Here is a 25,625-nt window from a genome sequence, read left to right as displayed (position 1 = left end):
CTCCCGAGTATAACGTGTATGTCTCTTGATTGTGAGCCAAAGCGCCTTTTTTAAGGCGCTTTTTTCTTTTCAAATCCATAATAAACCTCAGAGTTTAACCTGCCTTAATTTTTTCCTCAAAGAGATTAAAAGTACTACTACCTTGCAGCCGTTCCGGTAGTGTTGTGAAATGATAGAGGGCTCAAAGGAGTGCATAGCACTTGATGAAACAATACTCAGAGGCAAGCACATAGAAGTGCCAACCTCTAAGAGTAGCTAAAACTACTTATCTGGGAACAACTTGTACAACCTACAAGCGACGCCGTTTGTCCACCCAAAACCTTGTTGTACGATATACTCGCCGCCTTGTGCTTTTTTATTCAATTCGATGACATTGTATTTTTCTAACAAGCATTGGTTAATAGCAAAGTTCGACTCAAGAGTATGAAGCCACCTTTTGCCAATCAGCTTTGCTTCCTTTTCAAAACCATAATTTAAAAGCCCTTTAACACCAAACCACTGTAATGGTGCCCAACCATTTGGACTGTCCCATTGCTGAGGAGTCTCAGTGAGCGTCGTGACAAGTCCACCTACTTTGCAAAACTCAGACATGATTTTCTTCGACATACGCAAGACATGGGAATCATCTTTTACTAAGTTGAAAAATAATGCCGTGGCACCAGCCATCGTTTGCACTTCTCGCTGACACTTGTTAGCGATGTCATAATCAACATACCAGCTTGCCTGCTCATCCCACATATACTGTTCTATTAGATCAGCACGCGATTTTGATTTTTTATCCAATTTTTTATATTCAGCATGATGGCTTAAGGCAAGATAGCATCGAGCTAATTGCAACTCTAAAAAATATATCAAAGCATTTAAGTCGATCGGCACCATTTCTGTTGTAGCAATGGTTTTTAAATCACTTGGATCTCTCAACCAGCGACTACTAAAGTCCCAACCAGACTCGCAAGCCGCACGTATATTTCGATAAAATGAAAGTTTCTGCTGTGCCGTTAGGTGCTTTGCGTCTTCCAAATCCTCTCGGTAAGATTCAGGCCTAGGCAACGCTTCATTATCCCAATAACGATTTAGCAAACCACCACAAGGCATCATCACAATACGGGCATGGGTGTTATTTTTTGCACAAAGCTCACCTTGCCCTTTCATCCAAAACTCATATTCGCGACGTAATGCAGTCGTCACTTTTTTCACCCACTGTTTGTCAGAGCTTTTTTTATCCCAAAGCAAATCGACCATTAAAGCCGTCACAGGTGGTTGAGAGCGCGTCGCATAATAGCTACGATTCCCATTCGGTACGTGACCTAATGAGCCTATCAAACTGCAAAAGTTATCAAGCATATTCTCAACAAGCGTTTCCCGACCCGAGTCCATCAAACCAAGCGCTGTAAAATAGCTATCCCAATAATAAATTTCATTAAATCGACCTCCTGGAACCACATATGGTTTGGGCAAGCTTAATAAAGAGCTCGTATTTTGATCGCAAACTTGCCTTGTTAACCTATCCCAAAGCTGCTCAATATAGTCTTGTACGGAGCTAACATCATCTAATGCATCAAGCTCAGGTGCCTGTGCAAACTCAAAATGAACGTCTACAAACTCAGCTAAATCTTTAGGCTGCAACTCCTCATAAAAGTCACAAATGGCTTGCCATGATTGCTTTGGGATCGCATCAGCAAACGTTTTGCTATCATTGAAAATCCCCGACAATTGTACGTCCTTAAATAAGCGGCTGTGCTCAAACTTCATTCTTCTTCCTCGACTTAAACTGCTGACGAGCACGCTACTTGTTGAGCACGCTTTTTAAATAAAAATAAGGTAATCATGATGATAGCCATTGGAATTAATGACATATAGAAGGCATGTTGACCGCTCATATATTCAAATACAAAGCCTGTAATTAATGAACCAGTCGTACCACCGAGTGCTGAAAAGACCACAATTAATCCTGTCATCGCAGCATGGCGATGCTTCTCAAGACTACTTAGCATAATTGAGTTAATCACTGGATAAATTGGTGCCATCAATAGTCCAATTAATGGCATTAAATACGCGGCTACAGGCGCATCGAATACACTTGTGATTTGGTTTTGTGGCAAGTCTTTGGTCATCGGTAAAGTCAATAAAACCAGAATAGCCATACCTACAAGGCATAAGTTCAGGAATAAGTACCAATCTACTTTTTTCAAAATTTGACCTGCTGCCAAACGGCCAATGGCCAAACTGGCGGCAAAAATACTGCTCAGCTGCACACTGACATCAACGGGCAGGTTGAGTACTTGATTATTAAAGGTAGGTAACCAAGTGCCGACACCTTGCTCAATCAACACATATAAAAAAGCACTGACCACAAACACCAACACCAGGGGCTGATAAGTTAAACGCAACATATCAAAGAAGTCATTTTTAGCACTACCTGGTTCAAATGCTTGCTCTGCCGGCTTTTCAATTTTGGCAAACCACACCAAACATATTGTGGCTATTGATAATGCACTAAGCAGATAATATACGTTCAACCAGTTATTTGAGGTGATATCTTCACTCAAAAAGGCAGCAAATACCCAGTATCCACTGAGCACTCCCACCATGAATACACCTTCAATAGTATTTAATAAACTAGAATGAGATTTTGTTGAATCTGTGACTTGGCCTATTAAGGCATAAACGGAGACTTTAACAATCGCAAAAGCGCAGCCAACAGCAGCAAATAATGCTTTGAGCGCCCAAAAGCTACCTGCAATTGGCGTGATCAAGCACATCACAGTGACCAGAGATAAGCCACCTAATAATGCCAGCTTGTAGCCTACCCGAGGAATAAATGAAGCAACTAAAAAAGACACAATCGCTATCGGTAAATCTTTAAATCCTTCTAGCGATGCGGCTTGCGCTTTGGAAACACCAAAAGTGTTGATGGCTTGCAAAATAACGGTGCCAACACTGTTGAGCAGGATTGCAAATAAAAAGTAACAGGCTCCCATAGCCAAAATAGTTCGCATATTGTGCATTGAAAGACTCGTAAATACTGTAAGTTTAATTCAGTCTAGCGCTCATATGCGAACAATGCAATCGTTTGCATTTTAAAATTTAATAATAGCTGTTAATCATTTTAAGCACGTTCTCATCTGGATTTTCATACTTAATTGACACCAATACGTTAACTTGATTGGCGTTCAACGAGTTTAATAGCCAACTGGCTAGATACCACCTGCTCACCGTCAAGTTGCGCCAACAACTTGTTTACCAAAAGTTCGCCAGCTTGTTTAGTATCCTGTCTAATTGTGGTCAGAGAGGGAAAGCTAACATCTGCCATCGCAATATCATCAAAACCGACAATATGTACGTCGTTTGGAATACTGACGTATCGCTCTTTTAGTGCTTTCATCGCGCCTAAAGCAACCATATCACTACAGGCAAAAATACCATCAAAATTAAGCCCATCAGTACGCAACTTAAGATTTATCGCATCGTAAGCCGCTTGACTGGTGATATCAATTTTTAATAATTGGCACTCCCCTTCAATGCCTTTGCTTGCTATCGCTGCACAAAAGCCGTTGTACCTTTCACCAATTTCAGCATGCTCAGGTTCACCCAAAAACAAAGGTGCTTTACAGCCTCTAGAAATCAAATGATCCGCCGCTAGTTTACCACCAAGGTAATTATCACTACCTACTATCACATAGTCTGCATCCGTTTTGGGGTCGCCCCACACTACTAGGGGCATACCGGCTTTGGATGCACTTTCTATCAGCGCCTGCTGTTTGCCTTGACCTACAACAATGACACCATCAGCACGACGTCCATCAATAAAGTACCCATGCCAATCATCGCCCGCCATAAACGAGTTTGATAACAGTAACTCGTAGCCTTGCCGGTTCACTGCAAGGTTGATGTCACTCACCACTTTCAGTAAAAACGGATCATCAATCGATTGTTCTGTTTCCGAATCAAGGTTTATTAATACCGCGATAACCTTTGTTTTTTGTAACCGTAACCGACTTGCAGCGGCGTTTAAGCTAAAATTATGTTCTTTAGCTAACTGCTGGATCCGCTCACGCGTTTCTTGTTTAATTAATGGATTATCATTGAGCGCCCGCGACGCCGTCGAGGTTGACACTCCAGCCAACTTAGCCAGATCAGCCAGTTTTAATTTTTTTTGGTGCATAGCTTATTCACTACTTCATAAAGCACTTTGCAATGCTTGAGCATGATTAATGGGTTTTAACACCCTGTAACCTTCATGCCTCTAGATTAAACTAACCGAGAAAATTCATCCACAGTGAACAACTCTTCTCCTCAGGTATTTTCATTTAAGGCACACTTTTTATTAACCTGTTGTTTTTATTATCTCCGTCTTAACGCCACAGGTTATAAAAAAGCATGGACATGCGGCATTAGGTAAACTGTAAGTAAAAAAATATCGCAGCCCCTATTGCAAACGTTTGCATAAAGCTCTATTTTAAAATAACGCCCAGTAGAAACCAATTAAAAATATACTGAATGAATCATCAATTTCGTTTAGTTATGCGGCGAAAAGCGATGCCAACGCGTAAGTTGGCCATTATGACAACACATATGACACAACCAAGGGAGCAGCTCCTGTGAACCTAGGCAAGAAGTATTCTGCACTTGCAGCAGCGGTTATGGCCGCAATTACATATTCAAATGTAGCCAACGCTGAGCAACAAAATAAAGCCAAAGACAAGGTAGAAACCATTGTTATTTCTGGTACCCCTGGCGGTATGGGGATCCGTAAAGTGGATGCCGCATACGCCGTTACCAACGTGGATGAATCTTTAATTGAGCGACTTGCGCCAAAAAGTACAGCTGACTTATTCAAAGCCATACCTGGGGTTTGGGTAGAAAGTTCGGGTGGCGAATCTGGAGCCAATATTAATGTACGCGGGTTCACATCAAGTGGTGATGCGCCTTTTTTAACTGTCAGTCTGGATGGTTCACCGGTTTACCCTGCTCCAACGCTATCATTTTTAGAAAATTCGTCTATTTTCCGTATCGATGAAACCATTTCAATGATGGAAGGGCTTAGGGGCGGCCCAAACCCTGTATTGTCAAATGGACAACCGGGGTTAACAACCAACTTCCGACTTAAACGTGGTCAAGCAGATACGGAAGGCACCTTTAAATACACCACCTCAGACTATGGCTTACAACGTATAGATGGTGTCATAAGTGGAGAAGTGAGCGAAGACCTATATTATATGGTAGGCGGCTATATCAAACGCTCATCGGGGATCCGTGACGCAGGTTTTACCTCTGAAAAAGGTCATCAATTCACCATAAAACTAACCAAAGAATTAGAGAATGGTGAAATCAACGTTTACACTCGCCAAACTGACGACACCGGCGCATGGTATCTACCTACGCCACTGAATGAGGCGGGCATCGATGCAAAATATACTCAACTTGGTACACTGAACCGCCAAGCGACTATTTCGGCTGGTAATGGTAAAGTGGACATTGATTTAGCTGAAGGTCGAGGCTGGGACGGACATGTCTCTGGTGGTAGCATCTCATTGGAACTTGGTAATGACTGGCACTTTATCGACCGCTTTAGTTTAACTCAAGGTAAAGCAAATACTTATGGTCTTGTGCCGGCAGGCAATGCCATGAACCTATCCGAAGTTGCTGATAACGGCGTAAGCGCAACAGGCGTGGCAACGGGTAAAGAGTATGGTGCCGACACACGTGTTCAGGACTATGGCCGTTGGGTGGTACTTAAAGATATCGAAGCCTTCACCAACGACTTAGCACTAAGCAAAGATTTTGGCGTAATTAACAGCGCCTTTGGTATTTACACAGCAACTACCTCAGCGAAAGATTGGTGGAGCCTAGGTAATACCGCATACCATGTCTTAGAACAAGGCGGCGAAATGCTGACAGGCATCGCCTGTAATGACTCGCTTGATGGCTGTGGATTTAACTACGACATCAACAGTAACGGTGATGCCACAACACTTGCTTTTTATACAACACATAGCTACGCAGCCACTGACAATTTAACGATTGACTTAGGCCTTCGTAATGAGCGCCACCAAGTGGACTACACCGTTGATGAAGGCCTTGATGGCGTGATCACAAAATCGGTTGACTACAGCGCGCGCAAAACTTCATGGACAATCGGCACTGATTACAAACTGGATGTGCAAAGTGGTGTGTTTGTCCGTTTCAATAAAGGCTTTAAGATGCCTTATTTTGACGATTTCAGAGATAACTTTGATGACTATTCTGCAGGTGATGAACTGATCAAAGAAGTTGCACAAAGTGAAGTCGGCTACAAGTTTATGGGTGAAAACATGGACTTCTTTGCAACACTTTTTGCAAATGAAGTTAAGGGTGAGTCATTCTCTATTCGTCCAGATTTACCTGCACAGCGTTTTACCACTGAGGCGCATGGTATTGAAATAGATTTTAATTACAATCATGACTCAGGTTTCAGTGTCAATCTAAATGGTACCTTGCAAAATAGCGAAGTAGCACAAAGTCCAGACGCAACACTTACGGGTAACAAGTCACAACGTATCCCTGATTGGCAATTACGTATCACACCAAGTTATGAATTTGAACTTGGAGACATGTTCGCGACAGTTTACGGCACAATTTCGGCAGTTGATTCACGTTATAGCGATATTCAAAACACACCCAGTGCAGTTTTAGATGGCTATGAAAAAATCGATATCGGATTAACCCTTGAACCAATGGAACAAGTACAGGTACAAGTCGCTATTGATAACCTAACTGACGAGCAAGGTTTAACTGAGGGGGACCCACGTAACCCTGCGGCAGCGAACGGGCGCTATATTTTACCGCGTAGTGTTAAATTAAGTGTTGCTTATAGCTTCTAATCCCAAATTTCGCCCATAATTCGGTGGGCATACCTAAAACTAACGACCAAAGCCCAATGAGGATCACCTTTATATTGGGCTTTTTTCTTACATTAACTACACTTTAAAATACTTAATGCGCTTTTTTACATAATGTAATCATTCAGCTTGTAACAAAGTGACAAGTAATACTCTTTGCAAATTTTAATGATTTTCACTTGTTAGCAATACAATAAAGCTGCTCAATACTATGCTTCGCAAGTGCTGGAGTGAACTTTATGAATATTGAAGAAATTCAAAAAGGTGAATGGTTAGAATATCAAGACCATCCAGTCGAAGTTTTAATTGTAGATAGACGTAACCACGTAGTGACCGTGTGGGATGAACGCAGTCAAAGGAAGATAGATTTACATGCAGATTTACTCAAAGAAGATCCACAGTGCCACTGTGACTCTTTTCTCTATTACTAAATAAATGCCCAAAGCGTAACTCCAGCTTTGGGCTCACCCTAACTAATTATTGTTGAACCAATAACCATTGTGCATTTTCATTACTTGCATTACCTTTACGAGATAAATGCACTTGCCCAGACTCAATATCAGCCCAAACATATTGCTGCCAAAAGTTATTTTTCAAATTTACACGCGTGCCGTAAGGCTCAATATGAAAAGACGCCTTATTAGGCGACGTCCAAAGTTTGGCATCACCTGTGAAGTTGTTTTTATAGCTTAAAAACAGTTCAGCGTTATTCCTTGTTCTAAAATAAGAGTCACCGCCCTCACCTTTAACCAAAATAAAATCGATTGGCGTTGCATGTTCAACGTATAGAAGCGCGTTTTTTTGCTCGTCACTTTGTGAGCCAATGGCTTTACCGTTACTCGCATTGTGGATATGTACAATATCACCCGTGTCAGCTTTAAGCTGCTTTGGTTGCCAATCTGACGGTGGCGTTTTCCATGTCAGTGATTTCCACTTCCAATTGTATGGCATGTTAATTAAGGAGTCGTTGACATCGTTGTAACCAGCTTCGGCTTCAATATTATATAAGCAGTGTCTACGCTCTTCCTCTAATTGTGCAACTCGATCAAGTTGACTTGTCGTGCCCACTTTAAGTTCAGTCATACAATCAATTAAAGACTTGCCCTTTCCTTGCTCACCTGGGGCCAAGACATATGTATGGTCACGCTTTGCTTCATCTTCATACCAATTGAGCATGGCCTGCTCTTCAAATGACAACCAGTTATCCACCAGCTGCTGTGCTTCTTGCTGAGCTTTTGCTCTTCGCTCTTCTTGCGGTAGTGCCATAGTGCGAATAAACGCCGCCCATAAATCTTTACTGGCTTCCAAAGACACCAAAGCAACGGGCTTTATATTACTAGGCTTATAAGCTTGCCAGCCACTTTGACCTCTTGACTCTGGCTTCCATATCACGTCACCACTTTGGTAATTAATCGCTTCTTTGGTGTCATGGGTATGTTGCTCTGCGCCTTCTGAGCAAAGGTATGCCTTCACTTGCCAAATTTTTTCATAATTATCGACTGCTAGACGCACTGTGTGCTCAGGGCTAAATGAATCCTGGAATAAATGAACTGCTCGACCAAATAAAAAGTAATTGTGGTCAACTTCAACGGCTTTGGCATAGCCGCCCCCATCCCAGACTTTAATCTTTTTAGACTCAGCAGTTGCGGCATTCACAAAATGATTAATAAACCGAATTTGCGCACGTTTTGCTGCGTTGACACCACCAATACCACCTATATCGTCATAGCGACGCATAAAATGATCTTGCTGTAAATCTGCGGGCTCTTGCGCAACGGCATTAAAACAGTTTGGTCCTGTTGGATCTGCGCTAGCATTTGTCACATTAAAACCGGCAATATCAACCCATCGTTCGCCAACAATTGCAGCAAAGATGGCCTCATACCCTGACCAGTATGTCCCATCATCATTGGTGTTAGATAAGATCCTTTCAACTTCGTGCTGAGCGACGTTTAGCTCTATAGATTTCGCTAAGCCATTATTCCAATTTAACCTTGGATCTTGGCTATCGCTGACTCGTGTATCTTGCCCCATCAGCTCTAATGCAGAGGTGCGAGTTAGCCACTCATGCCCAATTGGCATCACGCCAGCCCCGCCCAATTGAGTGAACGACATAGCAGAAGAACTCGTGACCATTGCAGCCACTGCACATGAAAGATATTTTAATTTCATAATTACTCCTTTTAAAACGAGTAAATTTTTACACAAAATTAAAATAAAAGCTCTAACTTTTGAATTATTTATTGCTAAAGGTCAATACATACACATAAAACATTCCTAAATTATTCAAAGATAAAAATATAAACCAATGAAATTCATCATTTTAATGAAGCTGATACCGCGCTACCTGCATGCAATATAGCCGTATCAAACAGCGGGATATCTGTATCATTTTCGTTAACAAGCAACGCGATCTCTGTACACCCTAAAATGACTGCCTCAGCCCCCTGTGCCTGCATTTTTGCAATAATTTCTAAATATACCTGCTTAGATTCAGACTTAATTTCACCGACACAGAGTTCGTTATAAATCACATCATGAATTACGCTTTGGTCAGCTTCATCAGGCACTATCACATCAATATCGAATTTACTTTTAAGCCTATCCTTATAAAATGACTCTGACATCGTAAATTGTGTACCAAGTAATCCAACTTTTCGTTTGCCAGCTCGTTTTAATTGCTCTCCAGTTGGGTCTGCAATATGAATAAGAGGAATGCCTACGCCGGCTTGTACCTCTTCAAAAATCAAATGCATGGTGTTTGTACAAATGAGTATAAAGTCAGCGCCAGCGCGTTCAATGTCCTGGGCATCTTGGGTGAGCATGTTAGCCATTGTGCTCCACTCATTTGCCTGCTGAAGCTCAGCGATAGGTGCAAAGTCGACACTTTTCATCACTATTTTAGCCGAATGCAGCCCACCCAAAACCTCTTTAACACCATGATTTATATACTTATAATAATTAGAAGTTGATTCCCAACTCATGCCACCAAGCAAACCTATTGTTTTCATTTTTTATTCCTTTTAGATGTATGTTTTAAGCGACGTTGCAACCATGATTAAAACAGTACTACTATAAACATACACTTGATAGAATACACCGCAATCGATAATAAAAAATATAAGACGATCTTTAGCATTTACTCATTATTTTGTGTTCCATACTAAGCCTCAATCCCAGAGAACAGGTTCAAGCTGTTACTTTATTTAGCTAAAATGCGTAACGATACGTTAAACCTAGTTGATCAACCCCCTGACTATCAAAATAACTCAGCACAATGCTTGATTCGCCCATGTGAGCTTGCACGCTCAGTTCAGCCCACGCACCCTCATTATTTTTCGCCCCTTTAGGGTCAAAGTACTCATAGCCTAGCCGAGCATATCCCGAAAAATATTCATTAAAGCGGTGTTCGTATTCGGTAAAAAAGCGATAAAAATCCCCTTCCAGTGTGTAGTGTTTCAGATGCCAGTCCATTTCCCCAAGACCTCCACCAAATGAGAATCGACCATCACTTGTTTCATATGCAATATAACCGAGCTCAAAATAATTTTCGTCTATGTCTATATCTAGTTGTCTTGGGCCACTTTCTATCGTATCTCCTTGACGTTTTACCGAGAAACTGGTGTAGAGCCCGTTCTCAAATTCATAGCCAAAACCCAGCTTAATACCATCTGGCTCGACTTTTGATTTATCTCCAAAATCACTTTGTACATATCCAAACTCAATGAATTTTTTGCTCAAATCAGCTGCTTGTACGTTTAGCCCTGAAATCGATAACATCATCATACATAACACTTTTTTCATTACTTTATTCCTTCATTTAACGCTAGGAAAAATGGTATAGAAGATACAACAAAGGGTCTGTATCAAAGTGTTTCAATCGTTATCAAGCTATATAACTTAGCTGCTAGGTCAAAATTGTTGACTCAATAATGAGTACCCAATTATCTGAGAAGAAATAAAGAAATGGGCTGATATGGTGTGTACCAACCCAGAGGAGAAATCTAAGATAAATCGTTAGAATGAATAGCGGTATACAAAAGCAACTTGCTCAATGCGCTTGCCTTCTGAAAACTCCCAAGAAAAACTCGATGCGCCCCAATGTGCGCGAATACCCACTTCGGTCCAAATTCCATTTTCACTGCTCGCTTCCTTGCCATCTAGGGATTCATATCCAAGCTTGGCAAACGCCGAAAAATACTGATTAAATCGATAGTCATACCCCGTATATAAACGATACAGATCTGCATCATTACTGCTATCTTCAATTTCAAGCTCAAGCTCTCCGGCAAATGCCCCAACAGAAAGTCGCCCGTTCTCAGTTTCATGAGCTACATAGCCTAGCTCCAACAAATTTTCGTTGAGGTCAATGTCTCGGTCAAAAAACGCGATTAGAAACGTATCTTTATGCCTTTTAGTATGTATACCAGCATATATGCCATTTTCAAATTCATAGCTTAAGCTAACTTGATGGCCAACCAAGTCTAAATCTGTTTTATTATCAAAATACATGTCATCTTTAAAATCTGATTTTGAATAGCCTAGTTCAATATAAGTGTTGCTCAGATCCGCAGCTTGGGCATTAATACTACATGCTGCGACTGCAGCCATTAATAATTGTTTTTTCATGTAAAGTGACTCCTTAAAGTATTGGTATTCATGCTAAACCTCTTTACTGAGAAAAACCGTTTCAAACTGTCTAAAGGCACATCAAAAATAAGCCAAATATTAAAAAAAATCAGACTTACCATTTACATTCATTTACAAAAATCACATCAAAAAAACCAACCAAGACGACGAATGAAATAAATTATAAGCATATAAATCATAATCTTAAAAAACATAATCACGTTAATTTAAAATTCCAATACATTCTCAATGACCATTACTTAAATATAAAAAACAGTCTTCAGCGATTTATGTCGCTATTTACTTTTACTAATTTAGGCCTCGATTGTTGGCTTGCATACACGCTAATAAGCACATCCCACTCTCTTCAGAAAGGCAGTGTCGTAGTTGATTGGTTGAATAATTCATCGAGAATATTGAACGCAGGGCCTATGTTGTTAAATACATAAGCCCTATAGAGGAAGTTTTGGTTGAAAGTGATAGATTAGTCAATATTAAAATATGATTTAGCAGTCTCTATAAAAACATCAATTTTGTCTTTATTTATGCCTAAATGCGTAACTAAACGCATACCTTGATACCCAGCTCTTAAGTTGATGCCTTTGCTAAACATGACCTCAGAAAACGCTTGCATATCGATACTCTCATCGACATTTAAAAACACTAAATTTGTTTGAACATCATATGATGAACTGTCAAACCCAGGAAGTTCATTAAGGCGCTGTGCCAAGTAGCGCGCATTATCATGGTCTTCAGCCAACCTATCAACGTTATTTTTCAGTGCATATATGCCTGCAGCAGCTAAAATACCAGCTTGTCGCATACCACCACCGAGCATTTTTCTGAGTCGCCGTGCTTTTTCTATAAACTCACGATCGCCCATTAACAACGATCCAACGGGTGCACCTAGCCCTTTCGATAAACATACTGTCATTGAATCAAAATATTGGCTGATCTCTTTTACATCCACTCCTAGTGCAATCGCTGCGTTATACACCCTCGCACCATCTAGGTGAAGCTTAAGCGCATACTTTTTAGTACATGCCCTCGCTTCTTTTAAGTAACCTAGGTCTAAGACCTTACCACCGATGGTATTTTCTAGACTTAACATTTTAGTTCTCGCAAAATGAAAGTCGTTGGGCTTGATAGCAGCTGCAACTTTATCTAAACAAATACGTCCATCAGGCAGGTTCTCAATCGGTTGGGGCTGCACAGAACCAAGCACAGCAGCCCCACCAGCTTCATACTTATAGTTATGTGCATTTTGGCCACAAATGTATTCATCTCCCCTTTCACAATGTGCAAGGATCGCTAGTAAGTTAGCCTGCGTACCCGAACTAACAAATAGAGAGGCCTCAAATCCATGTTTTACTGAGCTATATTGCTCTAGTTCATTCACTGTGGGGTCATCACCATACACGTCATCACCCACCATAGCATTACTCATTAAACGCCTCATATCTTTACAAGGCAATGTCACCGTATCAGAGCGAAAATCAATCATAAAGCTTCCCTATTAAGTCCGTTATACTTGCACTATCGACTGTAGAATATATCATTTTAAACCTACTATGAAACCACACAAATCAATGTACTAGCCCTACTGCACACGAGCGAAAAAACTAAGGTAACGGGCGGCTATCTTCAACAATGCCAAACGCTTTATTTAACCTCGGACATGTTAAGCTCTGCTCGGTGGCTTCAAAATTAAAATCTTCAGCAGAATTCAAAACCTCCCCTTCCATCTGTATCATTTTTTCAATACCCGGAGGCGTATATAAAATCAATACCTTAACTCGCTCATCGGTCTCATTTCGAAATCCTCGCAGTGTACCTGGTGGACAAAAAACAAATGTGCCAGGGGTTGCATCATACCGATCAGAGCCATCAAATATGGTTAATGTGCCATTCAATACCAAAAAGGACTCCTGTTCATTGGCATGAGTATGAAATGGCCCACCTTGTCCGGGCTCAATAATTGACTCAATTAGAGAAAACTGACCATCCGTCTGTTCACCATTGATAACTTCGCGGTATAAGTTGCCAGCCGATTTCACGTAGCATCCGCTATTTGGGCCATTTACTAGTATCTTATTCTCTGCTTTATCCATCATTCATTCCTTTACCTTAAATACATTAGGGAAAAATTAAAAATTACTTATAAAATATCGAGATACATAACAGTGTTAGATACAAGCCAACACCAAAAGAAACATGCGCCCCAAGACTCTTTAACCTCGCTATATTGGCTTTTGGCACTTTGCTTGCTGCGATGCCCATACCAAAACATGGCTGCATCACAAAAAAAGGAAAACATACCGTTAATGTGCCAAATAATATCGCGAGCCATGGGTTTAATAATGAGCTACTGACCATGTGCGAGAGAAATATAAAAGAAAGTGCAAACAAAACACCTATCAGATAATGGGCAATCCAGCCGACCACTCCCTCTAGGTTTTTAGGCTTAGCACTCATAATATTGCGATGGAGTACCTTGCCTTGCAGGCAGTGTAATACCCAGCGACCAACTAAACCGTAATTTAATGATTGAACACCAAAAATACGCTTTAAACACTCACTCCATATATCCATAAACACAGTAGCCCCAAGGCCTGCGATGATAGATAGTCCTATCATTTGAAGCATCCCCTCTTCCAAATACATACAAATCTCCTCATCCTCAACATTGTTAATAAGACATTTAGAAGGAAGAAGACTATGCCACTTAAAGTCGACTTTAAGTCAAGGGGAAAAATAGAAAATGGATGACCCAATCATTTTTAAAGAAGGAGCAATAAGAAAAAACAGACTGTTAGTTAAGAAAACTAATATACTTTAGTCGGAGTCAAAAATCGCAACAGAGCGTTAGTCAAGTGTTCTAACAAAATTGGCTTTGTGATGTAGTCATTCATCCCCGCTTCAATACAAGCTTCCCTGTCTCCTTTCATTGCATTTGCCGTTAATGCTAATATTGGAATGTTTAAAAAGGTCTGCCCACCTTCACCGCGGCGGATACGTCGAGTTGCTTCAAATCCATCCATGCAAGGCATTTGACAGTCCATTAATACCAGTTGATATTGGTGTTTAGCTGCTAATAGTGTATCCAATGCCTCCTGTCCGTTATTTGCTAGCTCTGTTTTTAGCCCTAACGAATCAAGCATTTTTTTAGCAACCAGCTGATTAACTGGGTTATCCTCAACAAGTAGCACGACCTGTTGTTCAAACGCCTTTGAAGAGACATTTTCATTTATTGAAGGTGCTTGCTCAGTGCCTTTAATAGACATCATAAACCCTTCAAATTCACTTTGTGAGAATGGTTTATTAAACCGGCGGTAAAACCCACATTCATTAAAATAGTGGCTACTCTCCGTATCTTTTAAAAGCGTCAAAATCACGGCTTTCGCATTAGGCTGGAGATTCATTTTTTTAAGCCACTGTTCCGACTTTTTACCGTTTATATAGCGGCTTAAAATGACCAGATCTGTTTGTGTATTTATAAAAGATTCAGCCGCTTTTAATTCACTCGCAATATTAACCGTTGATGCATGCCGACAGACTATGCCCTTGAGTGCATTCGCAGCTGAAACATTGCTTTCAATGATTAACACTGAATTGAATTGGGTACTTAGCTGTGTATGTTCAACATCCACGGGCTCCAGCATGATTTCAAAACTAAAAATACTCCCAACGCCCAACTCACTGCGCAAAGATGCATTCCCTTCCATCAATTTACACAGGGTTTTGACAATCGCTAAACCAAGCCCTGTTCCACCAAACCGCCTTGTTGTGGTTGAATCCACTTGTGAAAATGACTGAAATAATTTTTTCTGCTTTTCTAATTCAATTCCAATACCTGTATCTTTCACATGCCCAATCAGCTTCACTTTTTCTTTTTCATTGTGATTTTCAGTGCTCAGGGTAACAACCACTTCTCCTTTGTGTGTGAACTTCAATGCATTGCCAATTAAATTACCAAGTACCTGCTTAAAACGAACCGGATCCCCTTTGACACAACGCGTCGTCAAATTGGCTGTATCTAATACCAGCTCTAGTCCTTTCCCATGAGCGGCATGTGCATGCGTTTGTAGTAGCGATGCGCTTTCAGTGATCAGGTCAAATTCTGTTTTTTCTATTTCTAGTCGACCCGCTTCTATCTTCGAAAAATCTAGAATATCATTAATCACCACCATCAACGCGTCTGCACTGGACTTTGCTGTCATCACATAATTATGTTGGATCTCATTAAGGCCTTCTTTCTCAACAAGATCTAACATACCGATCACCCCATTCATAGGGGTGCGGATCTCATGGCTCATATTTGCTAAAAATTCTGATTTATGTCGAGAGGCTTCTTCCGCTCGTTTTTTCGCAATCGCTAATTCATGATTCGTATTTAGTAATGCTTGCTGCGCTTGTTTAATCGCAAAGTTATGTAACTCACCCACCATGATCGCAAAACCGAAGTTAAACACCAGTTGCGCGACCATAATGGTAATAAAAAATAACTGAATATAAATGCTGGTATCCGTCATGATACTGGTTGCGCCATCATTAATTGGAGCGCTGATCCTAAAAAAGCCCGCGGTGTTTAGGCAACCTAAGCCCAAAACAACCAGCGCACCCGAAACTTCAAAGCGATTTCTTCTATGTTCAAGCATAAAAACCACCATCCATATGGATGTGCACAAAATTGTGAACACAGCGAGCTTCAAACGATACTCGTAGGAGTCGAACCAAAACGTAAACGCCGTTAACAACACTAAGAATCCGGCTATATATGCAGCCAATATTCGCCAGGGAGGACGCTTATCTACTGCATAATACAAACCGATTAACATCATGATTAAGGACAGCTGACCACATAAATTAGACGCAATATGTTTAAAAAAATAAGGTAGTGCATTTTGGGCTGCAAAAAGGCCGAAATTAGCTACAAGCAACCAAGGCCCTATTGCCCAAAAAGCCGTGGCTTTAATATTGCGATTTGCCATCCATAAAAAGGTAAGTGCAGTTGCCGATGCAACAATGCCAACTGCACACATCAACAATATTGTTTGTGTCGATAGCGCCAGCATCAGCCCTCGCTTGAATATAGTGAAGTATCAATTCGATTACTAAAAAAGTAGGAGAGAGCAGCATCAAAGTAAAGAAATATATCTAGAAACTTCAATAAATTATTGCATCTAGTCTAATTGGACTGCCCAGCGATTATTTTTCTCAGTATAGAGAATCGACCTATTGATACAATTAAATATAAAGTTACAAATCCACAAATGAAAATTTAATTTTTAAGTGATACCTTAGCGACGTGATTTAATATATCAGCAATGAAATATTTTAATTGCATAAATTAATTAAAAATTAAAAAGGAAGTTTTAGAATGAAAATTACAAAAGTGGCCTTAATTTTAGCAGCGCTATCGGCAACATCAGCGGTATATGCAGACTCAGGTTTAGGTGTGAACATTACCGAGAAACCTCGTCCAGGTGTACCTCAAGCACGATGGACCTACATTGATATCACAGATAGCTATGGCCAACATAACAATGCAAAATTCAACTACAGCATTTCTAACTACACAATCAATTTTGATTGGGTAACGAATGACGGTGCGGTAGGTGGCTGTAGTATTTACTATGACGTAAACAAAGACAATTCTACTGCTTGGAATGATCAAGTTGCTAAACGTCGCTACGATACAACCAAGTTAATATTGTCAAACCTTAAGCAAGGCGATCAATTATTTGTACAGTCTGCATTTGGTCAAAACTCAGCATCTTGTGAAGTCACTGTATCTCACAAGATTGGACTATAATTCGTCCAGTAAAATTGAGGGAACGTTTCCCTCAATTTTTTCCCTACCATAAATATGCCTAGTTTTCGTGCGAACCAATATATTTGCGACTATCTTTGTATGTATCGCAATAACCTCAATCGTACTATGGAATTAATTGAGCTCATTTATATCAGCACCGTCACGACACCACTGAGCGATGCAGAGTTAGAAACACTAAGAAGACAATGTGCTGCCGCAAATCAAATAAGCAGTATATCTGGCATGCTACTCTACGATAGACATCACTTCATGCAAGTCATTGAGGGAGATAAATCTAAGGTAGAACAGTTGTTTGAGCATATAAAGCAAGATAAAAGGCACAAAGAAGTCGAGGCGCTAATTTGTAATCCCATTGGAAAGCGTAACTTTAGAAAATGGGCGATGGGCTTAATTGACCTAGACAAAGAACCCTCTTACCGCAAGATTAAAGAGACTAGACCTCATCGTCGCCTGCCGCTAAGTTATAAACTGCTAAAGTCATTTCGTAATCATGAGTTTGAAATTGAAGAACATATCAAGCGCTCTTTTGGCGCTTAGCTCCGAATTAATGTTGCACCTTTATCACCAATCATAGACGTCTATTCACGTGGTAGTGTAATGGACTGTAATATAAAAAGCTGATAAACACCGAAAAACACATAATTCGTCCATTTTTGTGTATTTAAATCTTAAATGCACATTTCTCAACTATTTATCTTTTATGGACAATTTATATTTAAGCATCGCAATCGTTATTGCTGCAATTAGTTTAATCGCACTGATAAAAACAAACCAACTGCGTAAAAAGGATTTAAAAATCTTAAATGAACTGAAAAAAGCAAAGGAAGCGCTGAGCAAGTCTGTTTTGTATCATGGCACAAGCGACATACCTAATTATCTGTTTTTCATGCAAAAACTAATGAAGGTAGACAGAAAATTTTCTCAATTCCACGTTTCTCTCATTAAACTTGGAAAAACACCGGTTTTTGACTCCATTGAAAGTAACCAAGACACCTTAACTCAATTGTTTAAAGAGGTAGGCAAAGCCTGTCAGCCGTTTGCGCTTGCACTGCATGACTCTGATTATATGGTGATGGCATTTGTTACGCATGACACGGGCTCAGATCAACAAGAAGCTGAAGCGAAGCAAAAAGAAATCCTCGATAAATTACCAAAGCAAGTGTGGGTAAATAACACGCAAGTACCCATTGATTACGCAATATCATCTATGAGTCTTACCGGACAATCGTCTTTATATGGCATAGATAAAGTACAAAGAAGGCTAACTTTTTCAATGAAGTATGCTTTGGAGTCTCAAACGGGGACATTCTTCCATAATGAAAAGCTTTATCAGGCAGAGATGTATCGAAAGCATGTATTGCTGAAGCTCATGAATAGTATCTCATTTAATCCTGATGACTTTTATCTTGTTTTCCAACCGATATTCAAATCTTCTGACATTGACAACCCGAAGCGCTATGAGGCCCTGATACGTTGGAGAAATACTAAAAACCTCGGCCCCAAAGCTTTTATGCCAATGATTGAGGATAAACCGGAGCTACATAGCGAGCTCACCAAAATCGTGATCAACCAAATTTACTCCATGTTGAAGATCAAACTGGATGCACACGAAAAGCTTAAACCCATTCACATGAATATATCCGCTAAGTTACTGGAGGATGAAAGCCTACTTGCTTATTTGAAAAAAGTGATTAGGGACACGCCATCTATCGCTGCATTCATCACTTTTGAACTCACCGAAGGCAGCGATCTAAAGCTAAGTGATAATGCGATTAACACGTTAAGAAAAATGTCTAACTTAGGCTTTAGTTTTGCTATTGACGATTTTGGTAAGGGTGAAAATGGCAATGAGCTCCTAAGTAGCCGTTATTTCAACGCTGTAAAAATTGACAAAACGTTCATCACACATGTTCAAGACAAGGCAGCACAAGCACCGAGGTTAGACTCAGTGATCAAAACTGCACAGCAGAGTAGAAAAACGGTGATAGTTGAAGGCGTCGAGAATAGATTTCAGTATGAGTATATGAAACGCTACCCGAATATCTATATTCAAGGTTACTTCGCATCTGTACCGCTAACAATGAATGAATTTTTATCGCAAGAACAAGATGCAGCTTAATTAATTTTTCTAAAAGATGTGCTTAGCCGGTTTTTCATTATGTGGGAGAAGCCGGCTAACTTGAAGCCTCAATACCTAGACTTAAGCCAAAATAAACTACCTTCTACTGAGCACCAGGCTGTTAGTCCACCTTTATTAATATACTCATTTACACAATCAGACTTTTCTTCAACGCTAGAACCACTAATGGACACGATATCAGGAAATAAGCCTTTCACTTTTTCTTTTAAAGCATTCGTTTTTGGATTGCTACCGTGTTGAGCATACTCATTGAGAAGAATCGTTGCACTATCCATTAACTTGTTTTCACTATATAAGTTAGATTTATACTTGTTTAAAAGCGTTGTCAAACAATGCCAATTACCTTGTTTAATGTAGCAGTTATAAAGTTGATAGCGGTTTTCATAATAGTCATTAGGCGCAAGATTAAGCAGTTCTTCTAGTTCTTTCTGTGCTATATCATAATGCTCTAAATTAAAATGTATTTGTGCTTTACGCGCTTTCAATATGAGGTATGGCTGTATCTCACTGAGATTTTCTAGTTCACTCCCATATTGTTCAATAAAATGCGTTGTAATGAGCTCTCTTTCGAGCACACTAATAAGTTCATCAATAAACTTCAGTGTCGATGCATTATTTTTGCTTAATATTTCATTAAGGTGATTTTCTATTTGTTTGCGGTCAAAACCAGATAGTGAGCTGACTTCATCGGCTTGCGATATACATTGCTCCGAAAACCGTAATTCATATGCTGTTTTACTTATGCATGGTTCAAGACTTTGATAAGCAGCGATAAGTTCAGTTGTAAAGTCTTGTTCATTTGATGGAAAGGCTCTAAACGCGTTTAAATACCCTTGAAACCCCTCTAAGACAGTTTGCAACGCCTTTAATTGGTTGTATTGCTCGCTAGTTAAATCTGCCTGTTCTATAAAAGAAAGTGAGCAAAGCATGCCAGAACAATAGCTTGGTAAAGGCATACCATTTAGCAAAGCATTCTTAAGGTGAGACTGAGTGAGGTTACATTCTTCTGGTAACGAAAAAACTCCTTGTATGATTTTATCCATACAAAGATTGTAAAACGCCATTATAGCTTTTAATTCTAATTCGTCTTCCGGTACTTTTTCTGCAAAGAGGTGTGGGATCCAAACACTTGGCAAAACTGTTTGTGGCGTCAAACCTAACCCTGTTATATACCCTTCAATGAAAAATGGATCAGGCTGTTCTTCCGATAAAAAAGACAACTCATCTATAACTTTCTTAATGCTTCGTAATCCTTAAAAGCCACTTAACTTTATGTTTATATTAATATCATACATGAGTAACCGCATTATTTATACATAAAAATAACGTACTGTTTCCACAGCTTCTCATCTATAGAATATAAAACCATATAAAAGTGCAATAAAAAAGGACTATCTTTACTTAAACATGTCCCCCCATATCGAGTACTGGCCTTGTATAAAGCAGCAAGCCATTAACAAAGATAATTGACATATTTAATATTATTACTTTGCGAGATTATTCTTTTTTTATCTTCTTTATGATTAAACGATAGAAACTGCAAAAAATAACATTAGCAAATACATTTTCTTTTTCGCTGGTACACAAACAAAAGTGCCCCCTCCCCCTCATTAAGGCTCTGCATCAAACTCTTTAATGATCGACTCAGCTTTTTCATGACCGCCTGAAGCCGCAGCTCTGAGTAACTTTTTTGCTTCTGATGTGTATACATCGCTATTTTGCTTCTTTAGTAATATGGCTAATTTATACATCCCTTCAGGTTCTTCTTCCCTCGCAGCTAACTGCAACCACTTTAGCGCTTGACGGACTGATTCTTCACTGGACTCTAGTCTTGTATAATAATCGCCAAGTAAAATGTAACTTTGTACAAACTGCCTATCAGCAGCCCGCAGCAACCACGTTAAGCCATCTTTTTCTTTGTCCAATGATAATTTTAAAGCCCCTAAATTATGCATGGCGTCAGGTAACCCCAAATTTGCAGACCGTTCGAAAAAGCTCAGTGCTAGTTTAGTATTAACAGCCACATGCAAACCATCACGATATATCACGCCCAATGAGTTAAGTGCGATACCATCATTTTGTTCAGCCGCCTCTATAAAATAATGTCGAGCCTTAATAAAGTCATTGTCAACATTTATGCCATGATAAAAGTGTTCACCAATAAAAGATGCAACATTAAAGTCTTTAGCTTTGGCCAATTGGGAAATGGCCTCTAACGCTTTGCCTTCATTTTTTTCAACGCCTTTTCCAGACCAATAAAATTCAGCCACTTTGTTTAAAGCATCAATTTTGCCTAGCGTGACCGCAGTGCGATACCAATCCAGTGCCAACTGCATATTTTTAGGGTGTAACACGCCAGACTCATACCAATTCGCAATTTTGTATGCCGCAGCGGAATTGCCTGACTTGACCGCATCTTTGAGCAATACCAACGCATCTTCGACCGTATTGCTCGGGATCTTATTGGTTCGGATCAACTCGGCTTGTTTTACGATACAAAGTTGACACCCCTCAACTGCGCCTTGGCCAAGCAATTTAAATGCAAGAATCGCATCGCCCGATTGTTCTATCACGCAATTACTGTAGCGTATAATTGCACTCACAGCGCCTTGCTCATATGCCCGCGAAAACAATGTACATGCCTTGTGTGATGATTCACTCGTACGTTCGGCCAAATACAAATCACCAAGGTTGATCATTGCAATCGCATGATTTTGTTCAACTGCTTGCTGATATAACGCCACAGCTTTCGCCTTATTCTTTTTTACGCTCACGCCGTTGAGATAAAATGTGGCTAGATTATTCTTGCCCAGCGCCGAGTCGGCCTCCGCAGCTTGAATATATAAAGAAGCGGCTTTCTCTAGATCTTGCTCAACCAACTCACCTTGTTCGTATAAAAAGCCCAAATGCGCAAATGCACCGCCAGCACCCAGCGCGCCTGCTTGTAAGTAATATGATTTTGCAGCATCGAAATTAACCAGCTCGCCAAAGTCTCCGTTTTGGTAAGTTCTGCCAAGTTCCTCTATGGCAGATACATCTTTGCGACTTGCAAACGACTTTAACAACTCAACAATTGGCAGATCTTGTTCTCGATTTACGCGCATCCCTCTGACTAAATTAATTAAGCAATTTTGTTGTCCTAATTTTGCACCTTCGAAATAATAAGACTTTGCTAATGTCCAACTCTCAGCCAATACAGCATCAGCGGCATAACAATAGCTAGGCGCATGCCCCGCCTTAGCCGACAACAAGTAATACTCAAGCGCTAATTCGTTACTTTGCGCTTTCCCATCACCATACAGGTATGCATTAGCTAAATTAAATGCAGAAAATCGGTTTCCTAAATTCGCAGCTTGCTCAAATAGAGTCAGTGCTTTATCGCGGTCTTTTTCTATCCCTGTGCCCAAATTATACATAGAACCCAGATTATGTATCGATTGTGCATCTTGACTCTGTGCGCCTTGTTTGTATAACGAAATAGCTTGATCATAGTTTTGAACGACGCCATTCCCTACTTCATACAAACGACCTAAGTTCCCATAGCTTAATTTACTGCCATGCTCAATCGCTTGCTCAAAATACATTTTTGCCAATGCATAATTAATAGCAACACCATCTCCATTGTTGTACATCATTCCTAAATTATTTAACGCATCACTAGAGCCAAGCTTGGCTGCTGTTGTGTACCAAGTTAGTGCTTGAGCAGTGTCAGGTACATACCTGTGATATAAATACCCAAGTTCAAAAGCACACTCCTGATAGCCCCGAGCATAACTCACTTGAAAGTAATCCTTAGCTTTCTCTAAATCACCTAGCTTTTTTGACTCTCGGTAAACAACACCTAAACCGCACAGTGCTTTTGTATCTCCTTGGTAAGCGGCATTAGCAAATAGTTGCTGCGCAGTTTCGTACCCCTTCTCTTCTTTCCAGTGCCTGATAAAGATGTAACCAAGCTCAGTCGCAGCCGATGGCTCACCCAACTCAATTGCACGCGCGTATAGAGTCATTGACTCTTTAAGATCGGATTTCACACCATTGCCACCGAAGCGATACCATTTTGCTAAAAATAAAATTGCAGGTATATAGTCTCGCTCTGCAGCTTTAGTCGCCCACTCGAGTGCATTGCCTTGCACATAGTCTTGACCATGACCTTTTAAGAGGTTTTTTGCGATCTGTAATTGGGCTGGTCCATATTCATACTCAGCTAACTCATTGAGTATTTCAAACTCATAATCAAAGTCCTGTAACCGATATGCCTCTTGCGATAGCAAGAAGTAGCTTTGTGCTACTAAGGCGTCGTTGGGCACATCATTTGGTTTATGAAAAAGCAAGTGAGGTTCGACGCTGTTTTGGTTGACCATGCAGCCAGATAAAAACGTGATAAGAACAGCTAATACTAAGAATTTCATACAAAAATCTAATCATGATGATGCTAAGGCCAAGACTGCCAGCATAGGTAATCACTTGCAAGTCGTCACACTTAATATTAGTCAAGGTTAATCTATTTGACATCTAACTACGCTTTCTTATCTACAAAAGGTCATATGTTTGCATCGTTAAACAATCTGTTTACAATAAAGTCTTCTCTGTGGATAGCGGGTAACAAAATGGATTTTAATAAAAGAATAAATGCGATGCGTGCTTATAAGGAGCAACAAGACCTCTCTATCGGCATAGAAAGCGATAGAGGGCGTATCATTAATTGCGCAGCACTAAGACGTCTGCAACAAAAAACACAGGTATTTCCGCTTGAGCGAAACGCTGCCGTGCGCTCCCGCCTCACTCACTCCCTTGAAGTACAACAAAACGGCCGATTTATTGCTCAGTCTATTGTTAAGATATTGAATTCAAATAACGATTTACAATGCAGTTTAACAACAGACACCGCTAATGCCTTGGTAAGTTTGGTTGAGATGGCTTGCCTAATGCATGATATAGGCAACCCGGCATTTGGTCACTTTGGCGAAGCCGCAATCAATGATTGGTTTAAGCGGTACTTTACCGCCCATTCAACGTATGATTACGTAACAAACCCGACTAACCAACAATCAGCATTGATCCTAGATATTTGCAGCTTTGAGGGTAATGCGCAAGCTATTCGTATTGTAACCACTTTGGCTAATTTGAATTTAACTTATTCTCAAATTGCTGCTATTTTGAAATACACGCGCTGTGGTACTACAGCTAAGCTAAGTGGCAATAAAAACAACTACTTAAATAAAAAGGTGGGGTATTATTTTAGTGAGCAATCCATTGTAAAACAGCTGTGCGACAAATTAGAAATTCCTTTAGGTAATCGCCATTTAGCAGCGTATATCATGGAAGCAGCTGACGACATCGCCTACTGCTTAGCAGATATCGAAGACGCTGTAGTTAAAAATTTTCTCAGTGTTGGTCAAGTGATTATACTTTTACAACAAGAGTATCGTCATCAACTAAGAGACATGCAATTGAGCTGCCATGAAGACCTGATAGAGCATGCGTGCAGCAAAGCCCTAAAAAGAGCGAATCAAAACCCAGCCAATTTAAGTACCGAGTTTTTCATATATTTACGAGTCGAGCTCATTCACCCGTTAGTTAAACATGCGACAAAGCGTTTTATTGACAATATAGAAGAAATCTTTGAAGGCAGCTTTAATCAAGCATTATTAGAAGATAACAGTCATCAACATGCGATTACTCGCGCGTTAAAGCAGGTCGCTTTAAAACATGTTTTTTGTCACCCTGAAGTAGAAGAGTTGGAGCTACAAGGTTATAAAATCACCTCGGGGATTTTAAATGAATACCGCCGCTTACTGGATGTCTCTGAATCCGCTTTTAAACGTATTATTGAACACAGTCATGATTACCCCGTTGAAGTTAGGCTCCTTAAGCGCATACCCGGTCAGTATGTTTCGGTTTACCAAAAAGCCACTACAAAACTACACTTAGAACAACAAACACAACCTATTTATGAGTTTTATTACCGCTGCAGACTGCTTCAAGATTATGTCAGTGGCATGACAGATCAGCTTGCCTATGACACATATCGCACGTTATTGGTTGCAGATTAAATAAACTATCATCTAGGGCTAAGGCCTCATCAAACATGGATTGCGGGGCAAGCCCGCAACGACGAAGGTAAGATAGTACGACTTGT

19 protein-coding genes are annotated in these 25,625 nt (G+C 40.1%); 6 read left to right on the top strand and 13 right to left on the bottom strand.

The genetic code is table 11. The annotated features are described in order from the left end of the window. Positions 1-261 precede the first annotated feature (261 nt). From N473_RS16570 to N473_RS16560, 3 genes are all read right to left on the bottom strand, one after another. A complete protein-coding gene (locus N473_RS16570; RefSeq protein ID WP_063368901.1) occupies positions 262-1,752 on the bottom strand; it encodes a trehalase family glycosidase in 1,491 nt (496 codons plus the stop codon). A gap of 14 nt (positions 1,753-1,766) precedes the next feature. Beyond that, a complete protein-coding gene (locus N473_RS16565; protein ID WP_063368900.1) occupies positions 1,767-3,008 on the bottom strand; it encodes an MFS transporter in 1,242 nt (413 codons plus the stop codon). A gap of 149 nt (positions 3,009-3,157) precedes the next feature. Continuing rightward, positions 3,158-4,165, bottom strand: coding sequence for a LacI family DNA-binding transcriptional regulator (locus tag N473_RS16560; RefSeq protein WP_063368899.1), 1,008 nt, complete (start codon positions 4,163-4,165; stop codon positions 3,158-3,160). Positions 4,166-4,643: 478 nt separating this feature from the next. Between N473_RS16560 and N473_RS16555 the strand changes: the two genes are divergently transcribed. Both N473_RS16555 and N473_RS16550 read left to right on the top strand, forming a co-directional pair. After that, on the top strand, positions 4,644-6,863 hold the full coding sequence (locus tag N473_RS16555) for a TonB-dependent receptor (protein ID WP_063368999.1): 2,220 nt from the start codon (positions 4,644-4,646) through the stop codon (positions 6,861-6,863). A gap of 257 nt (positions 6,864-7,120) precedes the next feature. After that, a complete protein-coding gene (locus N473_RS16550; RefSeq protein ID WP_039610262.1) occupies positions 7,121-7,312 on the top strand; it encodes a hypothetical protein in 192 nt (63 codons plus the stop codon). A gap of 46 nt (positions 7,313-7,358) precedes the next feature. Here N473_RS16550 and N473_RS16545 read toward each other — a convergent pair whose 3' ends face one another. The 8 genes from N473_RS16545 to N473_RS16510 all read right to left on the bottom strand — a co-directional run bounded on the left by N473_RS16545 (position 7,359) and on the right by N473_RS16510 (position 16,585). Continuing rightward, positions 7,359-9,053: a hypothetical protein gene (locus N473_RS16545; RefSeq protein WP_063368898.1), complete on the bottom strand. Its 1,695-nt coding sequence runs from the start codon at positions 9,051-9,053 to the stop codon at positions 7,359-7,361. Positions 9,054-9,199: 146 nt separating this feature from the next. Then, positions 9,200-9,892, bottom strand: a complete 693-nt coding sequence (locus tag N473_RS16540) for an aspartate/glutamate racemase family protein (RefSeq protein ID WP_063368897.1) — start codon at positions 9,890-9,892, stop codon at positions 9,200-9,202. 199 nt (positions 9,893-10,091) lie between these two features. After that, entirely contained in the window at positions 10,092-10,685 is a 594-nt protein-coding gene (locus N473_RS16535) for a hypothetical protein (protein WP_063368896.1), read from the bottom strand. A gap of 213 nt (positions 10,686-10,898) precedes the next feature. Then, entirely contained in the window at positions 10,899-11,510 is a 612-nt protein-coding gene (locus N473_RS16530; protein WP_063368895.1) for an outer membrane beta-barrel protein, read from the bottom strand. A gap of 484 nt (positions 11,511-11,994) precedes the next feature. Then, positions 11,995-13,014, bottom strand: coding sequence for a low-specificity L-threonine aldolase (gene ltaE, locus N473_RS16525; RefSeq protein WP_063368894.1), 1,020 nt, complete (start codon positions 13,012-13,014; stop codon positions 11,995-11,997). 118 nt (positions 13,015-13,132) lie between these two features. Then, positions 13,133-13,624: a cupin domain-containing protein gene (locus tag N473_RS16520; protein WP_081221235.1), complete on the bottom strand. Its 492-nt coding sequence runs from the start codon at positions 13,622-13,624 to the stop codon at positions 13,133-13,135. A gap of 40 nt (positions 13,625-13,664) precedes the next feature. Continuing rightward, positions 13,665-14,174: a DUF2938 domain-containing protein gene (locus tag N473_RS16515; protein ID WP_081221234.1), complete on the bottom strand. Its 510-nt coding sequence runs from the start codon at positions 14,172-14,174 to the stop codon at positions 13,665-13,667. A gap of 161 nt (positions 14,175-14,335) precedes the next feature. After that, on the bottom strand, positions 14,336-16,585 hold the full coding sequence (locus tag N473_RS16510; RefSeq protein WP_063368892.1) for a response regulator: 2,250 nt from the start codon (positions 16,583-16,585) through the stop codon (positions 14,336-14,338). Between the two features lie 305 nt (positions 16,586-16,890). On the opposite strand from N473_RS16510, the gene N473_RS16505 reads away from it, so the two are divergent. The 3 genes from N473_RS16505 to N473_RS16495 all read left to right on the top strand — a co-directional run bounded on the left by N473_RS16505 (position 16,891) and on the right by N473_RS16495 (position 19,465). Further along, positions 16,891-17,325: a hypothetical protein gene (locus tag N473_RS16505; protein WP_063368891.1), complete on the top strand. Its 435-nt coding sequence runs from the start codon at positions 16,891-16,893 to the stop codon at positions 17,323-17,325. 99 nt (positions 17,326-17,424) lie between these two features. Continuing rightward, positions 17,425-17,883, top strand: coding sequence for a BLUF domain-containing protein (locus N473_RS16500; RefSeq protein WP_063368890.1), 459 nt, complete (start codon positions 17,425-17,427; stop codon positions 17,881-17,883). A 163-nt stretch (positions 17,884-18,046) separates the two neighbouring features. After that, on the top strand, positions 18,047-19,465 hold the full coding sequence (locus tag N473_RS16495; RefSeq protein ID WP_063368889.1) for an EAL domain-containing protein: 1,419 nt from the start codon (positions 18,047-18,049) through the stop codon (positions 19,463-19,465). 68 nt (positions 19,466-19,533) lie between these two features. Here N473_RS16495 and N473_RS16490 read toward each other — a convergent pair whose 3' ends face one another. Beyond that, complete coding sequence (locus N473_RS16490) at positions 19,534-20,706, bottom strand: hypothetical protein (protein ID WP_063368888.1); 1,173 nt, start codon at positions 20,704-20,706, stop codon at positions 19,534-19,536. A 390-nt stretch (positions 20,707-21,096) separates the two neighbouring features. Beyond that, positions 21,097-23,895, bottom strand: a complete 2,799-nt coding sequence (locus N473_RS16485) for a tetratricopeptide repeat protein (RefSeq protein WP_063368887.1) — start codon at positions 23,893-23,895, stop codon at positions 21,097-21,099. Between the two features lie 198 nt (positions 23,896-24,093). On the opposite strand from N473_RS16485, the gene dgt reads away from it, so the two are divergent. Continuing rightward, positions 24,094-25,539: a dGTPase gene (gene dgt / locus N473_RS16480; RefSeq protein ID WP_063368886.1), complete on the top strand. Its 1,446-nt coding sequence runs from the start codon at positions 24,094-24,096 to the stop codon at positions 25,537-25,539. Positions 25,540-25,625 lie beyond the last annotated feature (86 nt).

The organism is Pseudoalteromonas luteoviolacea CPMOR-1, assembly GCF_001625685.1.
Classification (GTDB): domain Bacteria; phylum Pseudomonadota; class Gammaproteobacteria; order Enterobacterales; family Alteromonadaceae; genus Pseudoalteromonas; species Pseudoalteromonas luteoviolacea_K.
Note: the sequence above shows the minus strand (reverse complement) of the source record. Positions and strands in the feature narration are given on the sequence as shown.

Bases quoted from the DNA above. Each gene is read 5' to 3' on its own strand.
- N473_RS16555 (WP_063368999.1), top strand. From the start codon at position 4,644: ATGGCCGCAATTACATATTCAAATGTAGCCAACGCTGAGCAACAAAAT.
- N473_RS16515 (WP_081221234.1), bottom strand. From the start codon at position 14,174: ATGTATTTGGAAGAGGGGATGCTTCAAATGATAGGACTATCTATCATC.
- N473_RS16500 (WP_063368890.1), top strand. From the start codon at position 17,425: ATGTATCGCAATAACCTCAATCGTACTATGGAATTAATTGAGCTCATT.
- N473_RS16485 (WP_063368887.1), bottom strand. From the start codon at position 23,895: ATGAAATTCTTAGTATTAGCTGTTCTTATCACGTTTTTATCTGGCTGC.
- N473_RS16505 (WP_063368891.1), top strand. From the start codon at position 16,891: ATGAAAATTACAAAAGTGGCCTTAATTTTAGCAGCGCTATCGGCAACA.
- N473_RS16545 (WP_063368898.1), bottom strand. From the start codon at position 9,053: ATGAAATTAAAATATCTTTCATGTGCAGTGGCTGCAATGGTCACGAGT.
- N473_RS16510 (WP_063368892.1), bottom strand. From the start codon at position 16,585: ATGCTGGCGCTATCGACACAAACAATATTGTTGATGTGTGCAGTTGGC.
- N473_RS16550 (WP_039610262.1), top strand. From the start codon at position 7,121: ATGAATATTGAAGAAATTCAAAAAGGTGAATGGTTAGAATATCAAGAC.
- N473_RS16535 (WP_063368896.1), bottom strand. From the start codon at position 10,685: ATGAAAAAAGTGTTATGTATGATGATGTTATCGATTTCAGGGCTAAAC.
- N473_RS16520 (WP_081221235.1), bottom strand. From the start codon at position 13,624: ATGATGGATAAAGCAGAGAATAAGATACTAGTAAATGGCCCAAATAGC.
- N473_RS16495 (WP_063368889.1), top strand. From the start codon at position 18,047: ATGGACAATTTATATTTAAGCATCGCAATCGTTATTGCTGCAATTAGT.
- ltaE (WP_063368894.1), bottom strand. From the start codon at position 13,014: ATGATTGATTTTCGCTCTGATACGGTGACATTGCCTTGTAAAGATATG.
- N473_RS16560 (WP_063368899.1), bottom strand. From the start codon at position 4,165: ATGCACCAAAAAAAATTAAAACTGGCTGATCTGGCTAAGTTGGCTGGA.
- N473_RS16540 (WP_063368897.1), bottom strand. From the start codon at position 9,892: ATGAAAACAATAGGTTTGCTTGGTGGCATGAGTTGGGAATCAACTTCT.
- N473_RS16530 (WP_063368895.1), bottom strand. From the start codon at position 11,510: ATGAAAAAACAATTATTAATGGCTGCAGTCGCAGCATGTAGTATTAAT.
- N473_RS16570 (WP_063368901.1), bottom strand. From the start codon at position 1,752: ATGAAGTTTGAGCACAGCCGCTTATTTAAGGACGTACAATTGTCGGGG.
- N473_RS16565 (WP_063368900.1), bottom strand. From the start codon at position 3,008: ATGCACAATATGCGAACTATTTTGGCTATGGGAGCCTGTTACTTTTTA.
- dgt (WP_063368886.1), top strand. From the start codon at position 24,094: ATGGATTTTAATAAAAGAATAAATGCGATGCGTGCTTATAAGGAGCAA.